The 15,041-nt window shown below is 74.9% G+C and carries 12 protein-coding genes; 2 read left to right on the top strand and 10 right to left on the bottom strand.

The annotated features are described in order from the left end of the window. Positions 1-111: 111 nt before the first annotated feature. Positions 112-1,584, bottom strand: coding sequence for a DUF5129 domain-containing protein (locus tag Q0795_RS01320; protein WP_298885576.1), 1,473 nt, complete (start codon positions 1,582-1,584; stop codon positions 112-114). Between the two features lie 189 nt (positions 1,585-1,773). On the opposite strand from Q0795_RS01320, the gene Q0795_RS01315 reads away from it, so the two are divergent. Both Q0795_RS01315 and Q0795_RS01310 read left to right on the top strand, forming a co-directional pair. Beyond that, positions 1,774-2,247 (top strand): cupin domain-containing protein, encoded by a 474-nt coding sequence (locus tag Q0795_RS01315; RefSeq protein ID WP_298885575.1) that lies wholly within the window; start codon positions 1,774-1,776, stop codon positions 2,245-2,247. 87 nt (positions 2,248-2,334) lie between these two features. Continuing rightward, positions 2,335-3,237, top strand: coding sequence for an SDR family oxidoreductase (locus Q0795_RS01310; RefSeq protein WP_298885574.1), 903 nt, complete (start codon positions 2,335-2,337; stop codon positions 3,235-3,237). 58 nt (positions 3,238-3,295) lie between these two features. Here Q0795_RS01310 and Q0795_RS01305 read toward each other — a convergent pair whose 3' ends face one another. The 9 genes from Q0795_RS01305 to Q0795_RS01265 all read right to left on the bottom strand — a co-directional run bounded on the left by Q0795_RS01305 (position 3,296) and on the right by Q0795_RS01265 (position 15,010). Further along, positions 3,296-4,726 carry a M1 family metallopeptidase gene (locus Q0795_RS01305; protein ID WP_298885573.1) on the bottom strand — a complete coding sequence of 477 codons (1,431 nt, stop codon included), beginning with the start codon at positions 4,724-4,726 and terminating at the stop codon, positions 3,296-3,298. 103 nt (positions 4,727-4,829) lie between these two features. Next, complete coding sequence (locus tag Q0795_RS01300) at positions 4,830-5,567, bottom strand: hypothetical protein (RefSeq protein WP_298885570.1); 738 nt, start codon at positions 5,565-5,567, stop codon at positions 4,830-4,832. A 113-nt stretch (positions 5,568-5,680) separates the two neighbouring features. Further along, on the bottom strand, positions 5,681-6,610 hold the full coding sequence (locus Q0795_RS01295; RefSeq protein ID WP_298885568.1) for a hypothetical protein: 930 nt from the start codon (positions 6,608-6,610) through the stop codon (positions 5,681-5,683). Positions 6,611-6,673: 63 nt separating this feature from the next. Continuing rightward, positions 6,674-7,702, bottom strand: a complete 1,029-nt coding sequence (locus Q0795_RS01290) for an FHA domain-containing protein (protein ID WP_298885566.1) — start codon at positions 7,700-7,702, stop codon at positions 6,674-6,676. Next, positions 7,702-9,006, bottom strand: coding sequence for a VWA domain-containing protein (locus Q0795_RS01285; RefSeq protein ID WP_298885564.1), 1,305 nt, complete (start codon positions 9,004-9,006; stop codon positions 7,702-7,704). Before Q0795_RS01285 ends, Q0795_RS01290 begins: the two co-directional genes overlap by 1 nt. Then, a complete protein-coding gene (locus Q0795_RS01280) occupies positions 8,999-10,168 on the bottom strand; it encodes a PP2C family serine/threonine-protein phosphatase (RefSeq protein ID WP_298885562.1) in 1,170 nt (389 codons plus the stop codon). Before Q0795_RS01280 ends, Q0795_RS01285 begins: the two co-directional genes overlap by 8 nt. Further along, entirely contained in the window at positions 10,165-12,462 is a 2,298-nt protein-coding gene (locus Q0795_RS01275) for a serine/threonine-protein kinase (RefSeq protein WP_298885560.1), read from the bottom strand. The genes Q0795_RS01280 and Q0795_RS01275 overlap by 4 nt, the downstream gene beginning before the upstream one ends. After that, positions 12,459-13,595, bottom strand: a complete 1,137-nt coding sequence (locus tag Q0795_RS01270) for a hypothetical protein (protein WP_298885558.1) — start codon at positions 13,593-13,595, stop codon at positions 12,459-12,461. The genes Q0795_RS01275 and Q0795_RS01270 overlap by 4 nt, the downstream gene beginning before the upstream one ends. Then, complete coding sequence (locus Q0795_RS01265; RefSeq protein WP_298885556.1) at positions 13,592-15,010, bottom strand: hypothetical protein; 1,419 nt, start codon at positions 15,008-15,010, stop codon at positions 13,592-13,594. The genes Q0795_RS01270 and Q0795_RS01265 overlap by 4 nt, the downstream gene beginning before the upstream one ends. Positions 15,011-15,041 lie beyond the last annotated feature (31 nt).

The following is a 15,041-nucleotide window of genomic DNA, read 5'->3' as shown; positions in this document are numbered from 1 at the left end:
TGCCGAGCCTAGAGGGTCTCAGGGCCATGCGGAGACCCTCACCGGGGAGCCGACGCATGCTGGTGCGTCTCCGCGGGCAGGACCTCGTGCTGCGCGTCTCTCTACGGAACCTCAGAACCGCGAGGAGCTCCCGGCGCCGCTGAAGCTGCCGCCGCCGCTGTAGCCGGAGGTCGCCCCGCTCGAGCTCGACCGCGACTGCTCCACCGCGGCGGTGCCGGAGTGCAGGCCGGTCTGGAACGCGCCGAGGGGGTACCAGCCCCAGGACGGGTAGGCCGCGGCGATGATCGTGGGCTCGGTGCGCCGGTGGGAGCGCTCCTCGCGCATCGCCTTCTTCATCGCGACCCGCTCCTCGGGCGTCTTCCCGACCTCCTCGGCCACGGCGCCGGCGAGCCGGTCCAGCCGCTCGCTCAGTCCGTCGCGGGTGGTGCGCAGCTCGTCCAGGGCGTCGTCCGGCGTGACCTCCTCCGTGTCCAGCTGCCCACGCAGCTGGTCCAGCAGCGCCAGGGCGCCGGAGGTGAACTCCCGCAGCGCGGTGACCTCGGGCAGCCCCCGGGCCTCGGCGGGGACATCCGTCTCGATGACGGACCCGACCTGCTCGAGGTCCTCGCGCAGCGGCGCCTCCTGGCGGGTCCACGCCTGCACCCAGGTGTGCTCGCGGCCGAGGAAGGCGGCCGTGTCGGCGATGACGTCGTCGAGGTGGTCCAGCTCCAGCGCCTTGTCCCGGTATGCCGTGAGCCGGGTCTGCGACGCCTTCCGGTTGTACGACGACTCCGGGATCGCGCGTGCCTCGTTGCCCAGCTCGGTGAGCTCACGCACCCCGCGGGTGAACTCGTCGTACCGCCGCAGGACGCGCCCGCCGTAGCGGGAGTCCTCGGGGATGAGCCGGGCGTGCAGCTCGGTGGCGTCCATCTCGCCGACGACCGAGGCCATCCGACGGTCACCCTCGGCGCGCATGTCGCGGCTGACCCCGGCGCGACGGAGGCCGAAGGCCAGCCAGGTCCCGGCTCCGACAGCGGTGAGCAGCGACAGCAGACCGGCGAGGACGACCCCGCCGGCCGACCTCATGAAGGGCTGCTCGATGCGTGCCGCCCCCGCCTCGAGGCCGGCGAGCGTGCCGTCCGTCCAGTCCGCCGCGCGGTAGTCCTCCTTGGCGGCGTCCTGGATGTCCAGCTGCTCCTCCTGGGGGACCTCGCGGTTCTCCCCGAAGTAGGTGCCCACCAGCCGTCCCTCGGGATCGACCGCGAAGATGAACAGGTCGTCGGCCCACGTCTGCCCGTCCGGGGAGAGCCACTCGGTGCGCTCGGCCCGCGCGTGCTCGAGCACGGCCGTGTTGAGCGCCAGGTCGTCGGTGCGTGCCGCCTCGCCCCCCAGGGTGCTGAAGACGGCGACGTCGGTCGGCTCGTGGAAGCGCAGACCCTCCACCCCGGCCTCCAGGGCCGGCAGGTCCAGGACCTCCGCGCCGTCGTCGACGACCAGGCTGCTCGCGGGGTGCTCGGGGGGCTGCGTGGCCCAGAGACCGACGCTCGTCCCCACCACCCCCAGCAGCGCGACGCCACCCACCACGGCCCGGTGCACGTTGGACATGTCCCCTCTTCCCTCCGGCACCCCGGCCGGCCGATCGACGGCAGTTCCTACCCTACCGACGCCGCCGCGCCGGTCCAGGTTCCGACCGGGGCACCGCAGCAGCCGGGCCGAGCGATCACCCGCGCGCGGGAGGCGGGGATGGGCCGCTAGGTTGGGTCCGAGAACCCACCTGCACGAGAGGACGCCAGCATGGTCACCGACCCCGGACCCCGGCCGAACGCCTTCGACATCGAGACCGCGACGAGGGACAACACCACCTACCGCACGGTGGCGTGGACCGGGACGTACCTCCAGGTCACCCTCATGTCCATCCCGCCCGGGCAGTCCATCGGCCTCGAGGCGCACCCGGAGACCGACCAGTTCCTGCGGGTCGACGCCGGCCAGGGCCGCTGCGTCATGGGTCCCGCCGAGGACGACCTCGACTTCAGCCAGGACGTCTCGGACGGGTGGTCGATCCAGGTCCCGGCCGGGTCCTGGCACGACGTCATCAACACCGGCGACGAGCCGCTGCAGCTGTATGCCGTCTACGCCCCGTCCCACCACGCGCAGGGCATCGTGCAGCAGACGTCCGAGGACGCCGAGGCGGACGAGGACGCGGGTCGGGACGTGCCCCCGGAGTGGACCGTGCAGCCGGGCAGCGGCGAGGACGACCTCAAGGCCTGAGGCCGCGGGGGCCGGGCGCCGCCGGCCCTCGTGCGGCGCGGGCCGTTCCACGGTGCGCGGGCGCGGTGCCCGGGGGAGGATCGAGGCATGGCCCAGAAGACCGACCAGCTGACCTTCGACGACCCGACCACCCGCCACCCGCGCGTCTCCCCGCCCGAGCAGGACCAGCCCATGCCCGGGCTCGACGCCGAGCTGGACCCGCCGGCCGACCGCGGCGAGACGTCATACCGCGGCACCGGCCGCCTGCAGGGCCGCCGCGCGCTCATCAGCGGCGGAGACTCCGGCATCGGCGGCGCCGTGGCCATCGCCTACGCCCGCGAGGGTGCCGACGTCGCGATCAACTACCTCCCCGACGAGCAGGAGGACGCCGACCGGATCCGCGAGCTGGTCGAGGCCGAGGGGCGCACCTGCGTGCAGCTGCCCGGTGACCTCACCAACCGGGAGACCGTGGACCGGGTCGTGGACCAGGCCGCCGAGAAGCTCGGTGGGCTCGACGCCCTCGTCGTCAACGCCGGCAAGCAGGTGAGCACGCCGTCGATCGAGGAGATCAGCGACGAGCAGTTCGACCTCACCGTCAAGACCAACGTCTACGCGATGTTCTGGATGTGCCGGGCAGCGGTCAAGCACCTGGAGGCCGGCTCGACGATCATCCTGTCCAGCTCGGTCCAGGCCTACAGCCCCAGCGAGCACCTGCTGGACTACGCCATGACCAAGAGCGCGATGAACACCTTCGGCAAGGGCCTGGCCAAGCAGCTCGCGCCGAAGGGCGTGCGGGTCAACATCGTCGCCCCGGGCCCGATCTGGACCCCGCTGCAGGTGGTGCAGGGTCAGCCCAAGGAGGCCATCCCGGAGTTCGGCCTCGGCCAGCCCCTCGGCCGCGCGGGCCAGCCGGTCGAGCTCGCTCCGGCCTACGTCTTCCTGGCCTCGGCGGAGAGCAGCTACGTCGTGGGGGAGACGCTCAACGTCAACGGCGGGGCCGACAGCCCCTGACGGGCACCCGACGAGCTCCTGCCCCGGTCGGCGTCCGCCGGCCGGGGCCTCGTCGTGCTCACCAGTCGGTCGGCTTCTCCGGGGTGTCCAGCCAGACCTCGAAGAAGGTGTCGAGGTCCTGGCCGGAGATCTCCGCGGCCAGCCCCCGGTACTCCTGGGTCGAGAGGTCGGAGCCCGCGTAGTCCTCGACCACCGTGCGGGTGAGCTCCCAGAAGGCGTCCTCGCCGATCTCGGCGCGCAGCGCGTGCAGCATCGCCGCGGACCGGCTGTAGATCGCCGGGTGGAAGAGGTTGAGCGGGCCCGGGTCGCCGATCTCCAGCGCCCAGAAGCCGTCGTCGGCGGGGATGGCCATGACCGACTCGTAGCGGGCCTGCGCCGTGGCCCCGCCCTGCTCCTGCGTCCACAGCCAGCTGCCGTAGGTCGCCCAGCCCTCGTTGTGCCAGATGTCCGCCCAGCGGTGGACGGCCACGTCGTCGCCGATCCACTGGTGCACCAGCTCGTGGGCGACCGTGCCCTCGTTGGCCCGGCGGGAGAAGAACGAGCGGGTCTGCGTCTCCAGGGCGTAGCCCACCGAGTCGTCGTCGACGATGGCGCCGTAGGCCACGAACGGGTAGTCGCCGAAGAGCCCCTCGAAGAAGGTCATCATCTCCCCGGTCAGCGCCAGGTTGGCCGAGGCGGAGTCGGGCAGGTCGGGGTCCACCGCGTCGATGACCGGCACCCCGCTGGGGGTGGTGGAGGTGCTGAGCTCGAAGTCGCCGACCGTGGCGGTCGCGAGGTAGGCCGCCATCGGGTCCGGCGCGTCCCAGGACCAGGTGGTCCAGCCGTCCTCGGTCTCGGACCCCTCGAGCAGACCGTTGGCCACGGCGACGAGGCCGTCCGGCACGGTGACCTCGAAGGTGTAGCTCGCCTTGTCGGTGGGGTGGTCGCTGACCGGGAACCAGGTCGCCGACCCGTCCGGCTGGCTGACGACCATCGCCCCGTCGCGGGTGGTGACCCAGCCGTAGAGCGCGCCCTCCAGGTCGGTGGGTCGACCGGTCGTGCCGCCGTAGGACACCACGACCTCCACGGTGTCGCCGGCCTTGAGCTTGGGCCGCGGGGTGATGACCAGCTCGTTGCCCTGCTCGGCCTCGAAGCGGGCCCGCTTGCCGTCCACGGTCACCGCGGACGCCTGCAGCCCCCGCAGGTCCAGGTGGAAGGCGCGCAGGTCCTGCGTGGCGGTGAGGGTGATCGTCGTGACCCCGTCGAGACGCCCCTCCAGGGGACCGTCCGGCGGCGGCGGGGAGTAGCGCAGGTCCAGGTCGTAGTGCTCGACGTCGATGCCGCCGTTGCCGGCGAGCGGCAGGTAGGGGTCGCCCGCTCCCGCGGCCCCCTCGACATACCTCGGCTCACCGGGTCGGTCGGGGGCCGCGCCCGCGGCCACCGGGGCCGCGACCAGGGCGCCGAGCGCGAGGGTGGCCGGGACGATCCTGCGGGTGCTGCGACGGTGCATGGTGGGGCTCCCTGTCCTCGTGGGGTATGCCGCCACTCTCGTCCGCGCTCCCGTCGCCGTCAACCGGTGGCGGCCGCGGCGACCGCGGCGACCGGTCGCCCGCTCAGTCCCGGCGGTAGGGGTCGGTCGGGTCCTGCCCGGGCGGCCGCGGGGGCGACCCCTGGCCGTACTGCTGGCCGTACCCCTGCCCGGGTGCCTGTGGGTAGCCGCTGTCCTGCGGCTGGCCGTAGCCCTGCTGCGGGTAGGCATTGCTGTTGCCGTGGCCGTAGCCGTAGCCCCCGGGCGGCCCGTCGGCGGCCTTGCGGTCCCTGCTGCGGCCGACGAGCCACAGGATGAGCCCGATGCCGGTGAGCAGCAGCAGCGGGATCAGCGCCAGGATGCCCAGACCCGCGACCGCGAGCCCGATGGTGGCCCCGATGCTGATGCTCGGGGACAGCGAGGTGGTGCCGCCCTCGCAGGTGAAGGTGTGCTCCCCGGTCGCGGTGGCCTGGTAGGTCCCCACCACCTGAGCGTCGACCTGCTGGTCACCGGTGTCGAAGGTGCTGTCCTGGGTGAGCGCCGACTCGGTGCCGTCCGGCCCGGTCACCGTGCACGTCGGGGTCTGGCTCCCCTCGGCGGTCACCAGCCGCAGGTCGCCCTCCTCCATGGAGACCGTCGCCTGGCCGCCGTCCATCGGCGTCCCGCCCTCCTGGAAGTCGCTGAACATCCGGGCGCCCTGCACCCCGCCCCAGGCGACGCCGATCCCGACGATCACCGACAGGACGAGGCCGATGATGAACATCCACTTGCCGGCCGTGGTCAGACCGCTGCGTCGCGGTGCCGGAGGGTTTCCGTAGCTCATGGCACGACCATATCCGCCGCGCGCCGACGTCGCGTTCACCGCGGGCGCCGACGTCGCGTTCACCGCGGGCCCGAAGCACACCGGGCGGGCCCGGGGTCCTCCCGGCCCCGGCGTCACGGGCGGGTGGTGTCGTCCTCGTCGTCGTCCACGAAGACCAGCTGCCCGGAGGCGACCAGCTCGGCGATCTGCTCCTCCGACAAGGCGGCCAGCTCCTCGTCGCTGAGGTCGACGAACTCGCCGTCGCCGTCGCCGTCGCCGTCGCCGTCGCCGTCGAACGAGTCGTCACCGTCGAACTCGCCGTCGCCGTCCTCGGCGGGCTCGCTGCCCGCCGCGCCGGCCGGCCGCCCGGCCTGCTCGGGCCGGTCCTCGCCGGCCTCGTCCTCCCACCACTCGTCGGCCCCCTCGGCCGGAGGGGCGTCGTCCACGATCTCCTCGCCGTCCTGGCCGCCGTCCGGGGCCCGGACGAGCAGCAGCAGGACGCCCCCGATGAGCACCATCGAGAGGCCGACGAAGGTGCCGAGGGTGCCGAGCGCGAGCCCGCCGAGGCGGAGCAACGCGTTGGCCGGGCCGACGTCCGGGGCCACGACGACACCGAGACCCTCGCAGTCGATCTGGTGCTCGCCGGTGTCCGCCGCGGTGAACCGGCCGACGACCTGGAAGCGAGCCAGGGCCGTGACGATCCCGACCCGGCTCCCCTCCTCGGCCAGCGTGGTGAACGGCAGCTCGCCACCGGGCCCGGTGATGGTGCAGCTGATCTGCTCGACCGGGGTCGGGGCGATCTCGCCCGGTGCGACGAGGCCACCGGTGACGTAGAGCGTGCGCTGGGTGCCCTCGGTCAGCGAGACCGTCGCGGTGCCGTCGAGCAGCTCGGCCGAGTTGGACTGCAGGTGCTCCAGCAGGGAGCGGGTGGCCCACCCGCCGACGAGGGTGACGACGAGGGACACGACGGCCAGCAGACCCCCCAGGCGCAGCAGGTGACGGCCGGAGCGGCGCAGCCGGGCGCGGCTGGTGCGGGTCGTCGGTGCCGGGGGGTCGGTGGGCATGGGGACGACTCTAGGTCCACCGGTGGCCCGGACGCAGGGTGCGGCACGCCGCCGACCTGCCGGTCAGCCCTGACCGGCTCGCTCGGACGCCGTCGCCTGCCGGAGCACCAGCCGGGTCCAGGCCCCGACGTAGATGCGGTCGTCGCGGTCGATCTCGACCCGCTGGCCGGGCGTCAGGGCCTGCGTCGGCAGCGGCTCGCCCACGACCCCGACGTAGGTGCCGTTGCTGCTGCCGAGGTCCTCGATCCACCACCGGGTCCCGTCGCTGGTCAGCTGGGCGTGCCGCCGCGAGACGGCGCTGTCGGCGCCCGCGTCGACCTCCGGGCGCACGCCGAGGCTCCCCGAGGGCCGACCGACCATGACGACGCTGCGCCGCACGACCACGACGTCCGGGACCCCGGCGCTGGGGCACGCCTCCACGGTCTGCTGCACGGCATACCAGTCGGGGTCGACCCAGACCTCCACCACCCAGGTGTCCGCGAGGTCGCGCGAGGGCGGGGTATGCCGTGGCCGAGCGTGCGCGGCCGAGCCAGGCTCCGCAGGTGTCGGGGCCGTCACGGGTGCCGCGGCGGGTGCCTGCGGCTCCGGCTCGGGCTCGGGCTCGGGTGCGACGGGCTCGGGTGCGACGGGCTCGGCGACGGGCTCGGGTGTGTCGGGGTCGGGCTCAGGTGGGTGGGGGTCGGCGGCGGGGTCCGGCTCGGGTGCGACGGGGTCCGGCTCGGGTGTGTCAGGGTCGGCGTCGGGGTCCGGCTCGGGTGCGTCGGGCTCGACGACCGGTCCCTCCTCGGCCTCCTCGGGCTCCTCCGGCCCGGCACCCAGCGGGAGGGCACCCGTGGTGAAGTCGTAGCCGCACGACTCGCAGAAGAGGGCGTCAGCGACGTTGACGCCGCCGCAGTGCGGGCAGGACTGCGTCTGCACGACCGGCTCGTCGAGGTCGAGGACCGACCCGCCCGCCTCCGGTCGTGCCTCCCCAGCGGCACCGGCCGCCGCGGACGGGCCGACCGGACCCGCCGGGGCGGCGCCGATGGGTGCGCCGCAGGTGTCGCAGTAGTCGGTGGCCTCGCTCTCGTGGCCCTCGGGGCACCTCACCATCAGCCGGGCCGCACCCGGGTCGTCTTGGTGGAGGCGGTGTCCAGCTCCATCTCGTCGAGCTTGTCGACGTGTCGGCGCAGCCGCACCCGGCCGGTCGCGGCGTCGTCGATGTCGACGACCCGCGACAGGCGCGACGTGGCGCCGTCGTCACCGGTCTCCCGGGCCAGCTGCACCGCGCGGCCCAGCCGGGACGTGGCGGTCACGTCGTCGCCCAGGGCCTTGGCGCGCAGCCCCTCCTGGATCGCCGAGGCCAGCTCGGTCTGGCCGGTGTAGTGCGCGACCTCCGGGCTGATCTGAGCCGTCAGCACGTCGTCCGCCGACCAGGCCGCCTTGACCAGACCCTGCGTGCGGACCTCGCCGCCCACGACGAGCTGCACGCGCGAGGCGAGCTGCTCCTGGCCGACCGCCTTGGGCGCCAGCCGCACCGCGACGTGGTAGTCGCGGGTCTCGTCGCCCCAGGCGCCGGTGTCGTAGCCCCCGGTGAGCGCGTTGACCTCGACCCGACGACCGGAGAGGTCCTCCAGCGTGGGGCTGACCTGCTTGACGAAGAGCACCTCGGCACCCTGGGGCGCCCACACGCGCAGCTGCGCGTCGCTGACCCCCTTGCCCATCGAGGACGCCATGAGCGCGGCGAAGTCCTCGCTGAGCCCGTCCCAGGTGCGGATGAGGTCGACGCTGCCCAGCAGCGTCTCGGCGATGCGGCGGACCTCGGCCACCTGCCAGGCGGCACCGAGCCCGCGGCAGTCGACCTGGAACCGGCCCCGCACCTGGTCCAGCGCCCAGCTCAGCTCCTGCGGGGTCTCGTGCTGGTTGGCGCCGTCGGTCAGCAGGATCGCGTGCCGCTTGGACAGCGAGGGCACCGTGGCGAACAGCTGGCCGGCCGCCAGCAGCCAGCGGCCCATCGCCGTCCCCCCGCCCGGGGCCAGTCGCTGCAGCGACCGCTTGGCCTCCAGCCGGGTCTGGGCCGACATCCGGGCCATCGCGGCCGAGGTGCCGGTGGGGTAGCACAGCGCCGCCTCGTGGTTGCCCGCCACGATGGCGAACCACACGCCGTCCACGATCTCGTCGAGCGCGGCGGACGCGGCATACGCCGCCGCCTGCACCCCCTGGACGTCCATCGATCCCGAGACGTCGACGATGATGACCTCGCCGGCGTCGCCGCCGGAACCGCCCGGGGCTCCCGCGCCGCCCCAGGCGACCACCTCTCCGGCCCCGGAGCAGGTGACCGAGACGATCGCGTGCACGTCGGTGCCCCCGTCGGGCAGGAACTCGTTCTGGTGGACGGTCGAGGTGAACTCAGCCATGGGTCCCATCCTGCCTCGCGTCCCCGCAGCGGGCGAGGGCGACCGTGATGTTGTCGGCGCCGCCCTGCTCGTTGGCCCAGTCCACCAGGCCCTGGGCCAGCGGCGCGGGGGAGTGGCCGACCCGCGCGCCGACCGAGCGGACCACGGCGGCGAGGTCGGCCGGGTCGGAGGCGTAGTTCCACAGGCCGTCGCTGGCGAGCAGCAGCCAGCCGGGGGCGGCGACGTCGTGCGCCGTGGTGCCGGGCCGGTGGTCGGGGGAGTCCGGCCCCAGCCACCGGGTGATGGTGTGCGCCAGCGGGCCCGCCTCGGCCTCGGCCCGGGGTATGCCGGCGCGTACCTGCTCCTCGGCCATCGAGTCGTCGCTGGTGAGCCGCTGCGGCTCCCCGTCGTCGGGCAGCCAGTAGGCCCGGCTGTCCCCGATCGAGGCGATGCTGGCGCGGCCGTCCTCGACCACGGCACTGACGTAGGTGCACGACGGCGAGTCGCGGTGGCTCTCGCCGGCCACCGCGGCCACGGCGTCAGCAGCGGCCCGCGCCGCCCGGTCGTGCCGCTCCTCGGGGTCACCGGGGCCGCGCAGCTGCTCGAGCGCGGCCTCCGCGGCCGCCAGGCTCGCCTCGGCCGAGCGAGGGGCGCTGGAGACCCCGTCGCAGACGACCAGCACGGCCCGACCTGGCTGGCCGTCGTCTCCCCACAGCGCCATCGCGTCCTCGTTGTCGCGGTGCCGCCGGCCCCGGTCGCACACCCCGGCCACCGACGCCGAGGGCGCGGACGTGACGTGGTGGCGCGGGTCGGGGCGGCGCTCCCCGCACTGCGTGCACCACCCCTCCTCGTCGAAGCCGCCGCCGCAGGAGGCGCAGGTGCCGTGGTCGACCTCCGGCGCGGGCGCGGACGCCGCGGCCGGGGGAAGCGCACCGTCCAGCACCAGCATCGGCTCCGGCAGCGGGGGAGGGCCGTCGCTGAACGGCTCCGGCTCCTCCTCCTGCGCACCGGGCTCGACGGGCGTGGAAACGGGCTGGGCGGCGGCGGGTTCGGCACCGGGCTCGGCGGGCTCGGCCTCCGGCTGCTCGGGCCGCGGGGCGGACTCCTTGCTGCCGCCGGACCCGGGTGCGGGGATCGGTGCGGTGGGGTCGTCCGGCAACGGGGCGGTGGTCGGGTCGCTCATGTCCAGCTCCAGGGGCGGACCGCGTTGGCGCGGTCGATGAGCCCGGCCCGCTCCTGCGGGTCGGGGGTGTAGTCGGCGAGGACGCGGTACTCCCGCTCCAGGGCGCGCTGCAGCGCGTCGCGGGTGAGCGGGACCTCACCCACCCGCCAGTCCGGCTGGGGGCCGTGCTCGCCCACCTGGTCGAGGGCCTGCTCGTAGATGACCGCGTTGAACTGCGCCCGCTGGCGCGGGTCGAGGGTGAGGCGGGTGACCGAGTGCATGGACTCGCGCAGGTCCGCGAGGCCGCCCCGACGGCGCAGCAGCTCGGCCCGGAGCCACCGGGCGCGCGGGTGGGCCCGGCTGCTCGCCGGCACCGAGTCGAGGGCGGCGATGGCACCGTCGACGTCGCCGCGGGCCAGGCGCACCCGGTGCAGACCGAAGGCGGCGGGGGCGACGTAGGCCGCGTCGGTGCGCCACGCCCGCTCGTAGTCCAGCTCGGCGGCCTGGTCGTAACCGGCCAGCTCGGTCGCCAGCGCCAGGGCCATGCGAGGGGCGATCTCGCCCGGCAGGGCGTCCCGCACCGCGGCGAAGTGCCCACCGGCCTCCTGCGCGCGCTCGCGAACGTGCTCGCCCTCGGCCTGCGAGAGCGCCCACAGCCCGCGGATCCACGAGCCCCGCCAGTCCCACGGGTCCTCGGCCAGCAGACCGCGTACGGACTCCTCCACCCAGCTGCGCTGACCCATCCGGATGCCGGAGCGGGCCCGGGCCAGGAAGACCTCCGGAGTCTCCTCGGGGGCCGCGCGCAGCGCCTCGTGGGTCGTCTGCGGGTCGTTGGTGCTCCGCCCCGAGATCCAGTCGAGCATGGGGTCGGTGTCGTCCCGCTGCAGCTCGGGCAGCTCCCACCACGACAGGGTCTCGCCGGTGGTGACCGGTGGGTCGAAAGCCGGGCTGTGCGCCGAGAGGGTCGCGGGCCGGCCCGGCCCGCTGGCCGCCACGACCTGGCGCAGCACCCCCACGAGCTGGCTGCGCAGCTCCTCCACGGACAGGAAGCGGTCGTTGGGGTCCGGGGCGCAGCACCGCGCGACGACGCGGTAGAAGGCGTCGTGCTCGGTGAAGGCCGGGACCTGGGACAGCGGGGGCAGGGAGTCGACGTACTCGCTCTGGTAGCCGCGGAACTCGAAGGTCAGCACGCACAGGGTGCGGCCGATGGTGTAGATGTCGGAGGCGACCGAGGGACCGACCTCGGCCACCTCGGGAGCCTGGTAGCCGATCGTGCCGTAGATGGGGGAGTCCAGGTCGTCCTGCCGGCGCACCCCACCCAGGTCGATGAGCTTGATGCCGTCGCCCTCGTGGATGAGGTTGTCCGGCTTGAAGTCGCAGTAGAGCAGCCCGAGCTCGTGCAGGTGGGTGAAGGCCGGCAGCGCCTCGATGACGTAGGCCAGGGCCTGGTCGACGGGGAAGGGCGCGTAGCGGCCCGCCTCCGCCATCCGGTCCTGCAGCAGCTGCTTGAGCGAGCGGCCGCCGACGTGCTCCATGACGGTGTAGGCGTCCTCGTCGTGCTGGACGGTGTTGTAGATCTCGACGATGAGCGGATGCTTCACCTGGGCCAGGAACTGCTGCTCGGCGACGGCGGCGTCCAGGGCGTCCTCGTCACCGGTGTTGAGCAGCCCCTTGAGCACGACGAACCGGTCCGAGACGTTCTTGTCGCGCCCCAGGTAGATCCACCCCATGCCGCCGTGGGCGAGGGCACCGACGTTCTCGTACTGCCCCGCCACCAGCTCGCCCGGATCCAGCTTGGGGGTGAAGGAGTAGGGGGCGCGGCACTGCGGGCAGAAGCCCTGCTGGCGCCCCTCCGCCTGCCCCGCGGCACGGCCGACGTCGGCGCCGCAGACGGGGCAGACGCGCCGGTCCTCGGGGACGCGCGGGTCGACCATGAGCTTCTCGGTCGGGTCGGTCACCGGCACGTCCGGCACGTCCGTGAGCCCGAGACCCAGGCGGGAGCGGCGACCGGCCGCCCCGGCGCGCCGGCGCCGCACCCGGGCCGCGCTCACGGCCCGCTGCGTCTGTCCCGGCGCCGGCGTGGCGACCACCTGCACCGACTGCTGCGCGGGGTCCGCCGCCGCGGAGGCCCCGGAGACCCCGGAGGCTTCGTGGTCCCCGGTGGCGGCGGGGGAGGTGGTGCCCGCGACCGGGACCGGGTCCGGCCGCACCGGGGTCGCCTCGATCGGCGCCTGGCGCGGCTCGGGCGCACCGCACACGTTGCACCAGCCGTCCTCGTAGCGGCCGGTGCACCCCGGCTCCTGGCACGCGGTCACGGTCGTCCTCCCATCGCGGTGGCGAAGCTCTCCTGGGCCTGCACGAGGGCCTGCAACCGGGTGAGGTCGGTCGGCCGGGTCGCCAGCAGGGCGTCGGTCTGGTCGGCCAGGGCCTCGATGGCCGGCTCGGGCTCGCCCGGGGCCTGCGCCAGCTGCCGCCGGACCCGGGCCGCGCGCTCGGTGAGGTCCTCCAGCCGGGCCAGCGCGGCGGCATACTCGCCCTGGGCGACGGTGAGGGCGCGCTCGACCCGCTCCAGCCGCTCCCGGTATGCCGTCAGCTCGGCGGGGTCGCCGGGCACCGGGCCCAGCGCCGCGACGTCGGGGACGCCGAGCCGGGGCGCCGGGGTGACCGTGGCGCGGGCCCGGTGCGCCAGCGCGCGGACCGCCTCGCCGCGGGCGGAGAGCTCGGCCACCTCGCGGGTGGCCTGGGCGTGGTCGGCCTTGGCGTGCGCCCGCGCGGAGGCGGCGACGATGAGGTCCCGCTCGACCGTGGCGGCCTGGGACTCCAGCGGGCCCAGCAGCCCGCCGACGTCCGCGCCGCGGGCGGCCCGGTCGGTGATGTCGGTGAGCCGCTGGTCGAGCTCGCGGTGCGCCCCGGCGGCCGAGCCGGAGCGGGCGTCCGGGATGAGCGCGACCTGGTCGGCGATGCGCTCGACCTGCTGGCGCAGCGCGCGCAACCGGCCGGGCAGGTCGGGGTCGGCCCCGTCGAGGCGTAGCCGGGAGCGCAGCGAGGAGGCCAGGGAGTCCGACAGCCGACAGGCCTCGGGGAGCGAGACCGCCAGCGACTGCGTTCCGCGGGTGCCCGGCTGCTCGAGGCTGCCCCAGACGAGGGTGGTGATCCGACGTCGCTCCCGCTCGCCCACCCGGCCGCTGTCCCAGGTGGCCTGGATGAGCGCCAGCCGGTCCGCCACGGCCTGCCAGAGGGTCATCGAGAGGGTCACGTCGGGGGTGACCGCGGCCCGTTCGTGCGCATCGGCCACGGCCAGCGCCGCCTCGTCGAGGGCGGCCAGCTCGCTGCGTCGACGGTCCTTCCACCGCAGCATGGCGTCGAGGTAGGCCAGCAGCTCGGTGTCCGGGACGTCCGCCCCGATGCTGCCCGGTGCGGCGGGCGCGGTGACGTGGGTGGGGCTCACGGGGTCTCCTTCCGGCGTCGGGTCAGCGACTCCGCCCCGAGGCCGGCGAAGGGCAGCAGCACGGCCAGCCCCAGCCCGGCACCCAGCAGCCCGGCGGAGGGCCCGGTGGTCGCCTCGACCACCACGGTCTCGCGGGCCGTGACCAGGTCGGCCTCCAGGGGCTCCCGGGCCTCGTCGGCCGCCGCCACGAGGTCGAGGGCGGCCGTGCGCTGCTGCTGCTGGCTGCCGTCCTCGGTGAGGGCCCGGCCCAGGTCGGCGCGGGCCTGCGCCACGGTGCCGTCCGGGTCGGCGCCGCTCTCCTCGAGGCGGTACTCGGTGGTCCAGTAGCCGTAGTCGTCGTCCTCGGTCTCCCACGGCGCCAACGTGCGCAGCCCCACCAGGATCTCCAGGTCGTCCTCGACGACGCTCTGCAGGTCAGCCGGCCGGTCGGCGGCCTCCTCGTGGGCCACCACCGCCCTGCGCCACCCCGGCTGGGCGTCCTGGACGACGAGCAGCGACGTCGCCAGGGCCGCCAGCACGAAGAAGGCGCTCGCGACCCGGGCCCCCGCCCGCAGCAGCACGACCGCCGCGACCACGAGGACCAGGGCACCCGCCCACAGCAGGAGGGTGCCGAGCGCCGACCCGGGCGCCAGCTCCTCCACCTCGTCCTCGACCTCCCAGGGCGAGACGGCATACGCCATGTCCTGCCGCGTGTCCTGCCAGGAGGTGGCCGCGCGGACCGGGCTCACGGCGTCGCCGGACAGCTCCGGCCCGGCCTCGGCCAGACGCTCGGCGGCGTAGGGGTCGATCCCTTCCCGGCCCAGGACCTCCAGGGCAGCCGTCACGCTGGCCAGCTGTCCGGCGTCGTCCAGCGGCACGGGGTCGCCGGTCGCGTAGCGCACCAGCTCGGTGTCGAGGGACGACACGGCGTCGCGCAGGTCGGCCTGCGCGGTCTCGAGGACCGTGAACGTCTGCGTCTGCTCCTGCTCGACCCGGTCGGCGGAGAGCGTGCTGCCCAGCGCCAGCAGGAGCCCGGCGCCCAGCGCCAGGGCGGCGGCGAACCCCAGCCGCGGGACCCGGGTGTCCAGCTCCGCCCGGGCCGCGTCCAGCAGCTCGCTGTCGGAGCGGCGGGCGGCTCGGCGGCGGGGCCTCGGGGGCAGGTCCACGCCCCGGCCGGAGCTCGCCGCCTCCTGGCGCAGGCGCCGCTCGGTCCGCAGCAGACGCCGCTCGGCGTCGTCGATCTCGCGCTGCCGGCGGGCCAGCTCGCGCTCGGCCCGGCGGCGCTCGGCGGCCAGCTGCTGCTCGGCGCGCTCACGCTCCTCCCGGGCACGCTCGGCCAGGTCGCGCCGGGCCTGCTCCAGCTGCTCCTGCTGGGCCCGCAGCTCCTCGACCGTGGTGTCCTCGACGTCGGGGAGGTCCTCCCCGATGATGGTCATCGGCGGGAGCTCGGGCTCACCGCCCCGCCTG

The organism is uncultured Serinicoccus sp., from assembly GCF_947487915.1.
Taxonomy (GTDB): Bacteria; Actinomycetota; Actinomycetes; order Actinomycetales; family Dermatophilaceae; genus Ornithinicoccus.
The sequence above is the reverse complement of the archived record's forward strand: the minus strand, read 5'-3'. Positions and strand labels throughout refer to the sequence as shown.

Bases quoted from the DNA above. Each gene is read 5' to 3' on its own strand.
- Q0795_RS01305 (WP_298885573.1), bottom strand. From the start codon at position 4,726: ATGCACCGTCGCAGCACCCGCAGGATCGTCCCGGCCACCCTCGCGCTC.
- Q0795_RS01265 (WP_298885556.1), bottom strand. From the start codon at position 15,010: ATGACCATCATCGGGGAGGACCTCCCCGACGTCGAGGACACCACGGTC.
- Q0795_RS01320 (WP_298885576.1), bottom strand. From the start codon at position 1,584: ATGTCCAACGTGCACCGGGCCGTGGTGGGTGGCGTCGCGCTGCTGGGG.
- Q0795_RS01300 (WP_298885570.1), bottom strand. From the start codon at position 5,567: ATGAGCTACGGAAACCCTCCGGCACCGCGACGCAGCGGTCTGACCACG.
- Q0795_RS01285 (WP_298885564.1), bottom strand. From the start codon at position 9,006: ATGGCTGAGTTCACCTCGACCGTCCACCAGAACGAGTTCCTGCCCGAC.
- Q0795_RS01290 (WP_298885566.1), bottom strand. From the start codon at position 7,702: ATGGTGAGGTGCCCCGAGGGCCACGAGAGCGAGGCCACCGACTACTGC.
- Q0795_RS01315 (WP_298885575.1), top strand. From the start codon at position 1,774: ATGGTCACCGACCCCGGACCCCGGCCGAACGCCTTCGACATCGAGACC.
- Q0795_RS01295 (WP_298885568.1), bottom strand. From the start codon at position 6,610: ATGCCCACCGACCCCCCGGCACCGACGACCCGCACCAGCCGCGCCCGG.
- Q0795_RS01310 (WP_298885574.1), top strand. From the start codon at position 2,335: ATGGCCCAGAAGACCGACCAGCTGACCTTCGACGACCCGACCACCCGC.
- Q0795_RS01280 (WP_298885562.1), bottom strand. From the start codon at position 10,168: ATGAGCGACCCGACCACCGCCCCGTTGCCGGACGACCCCACCGCACCG.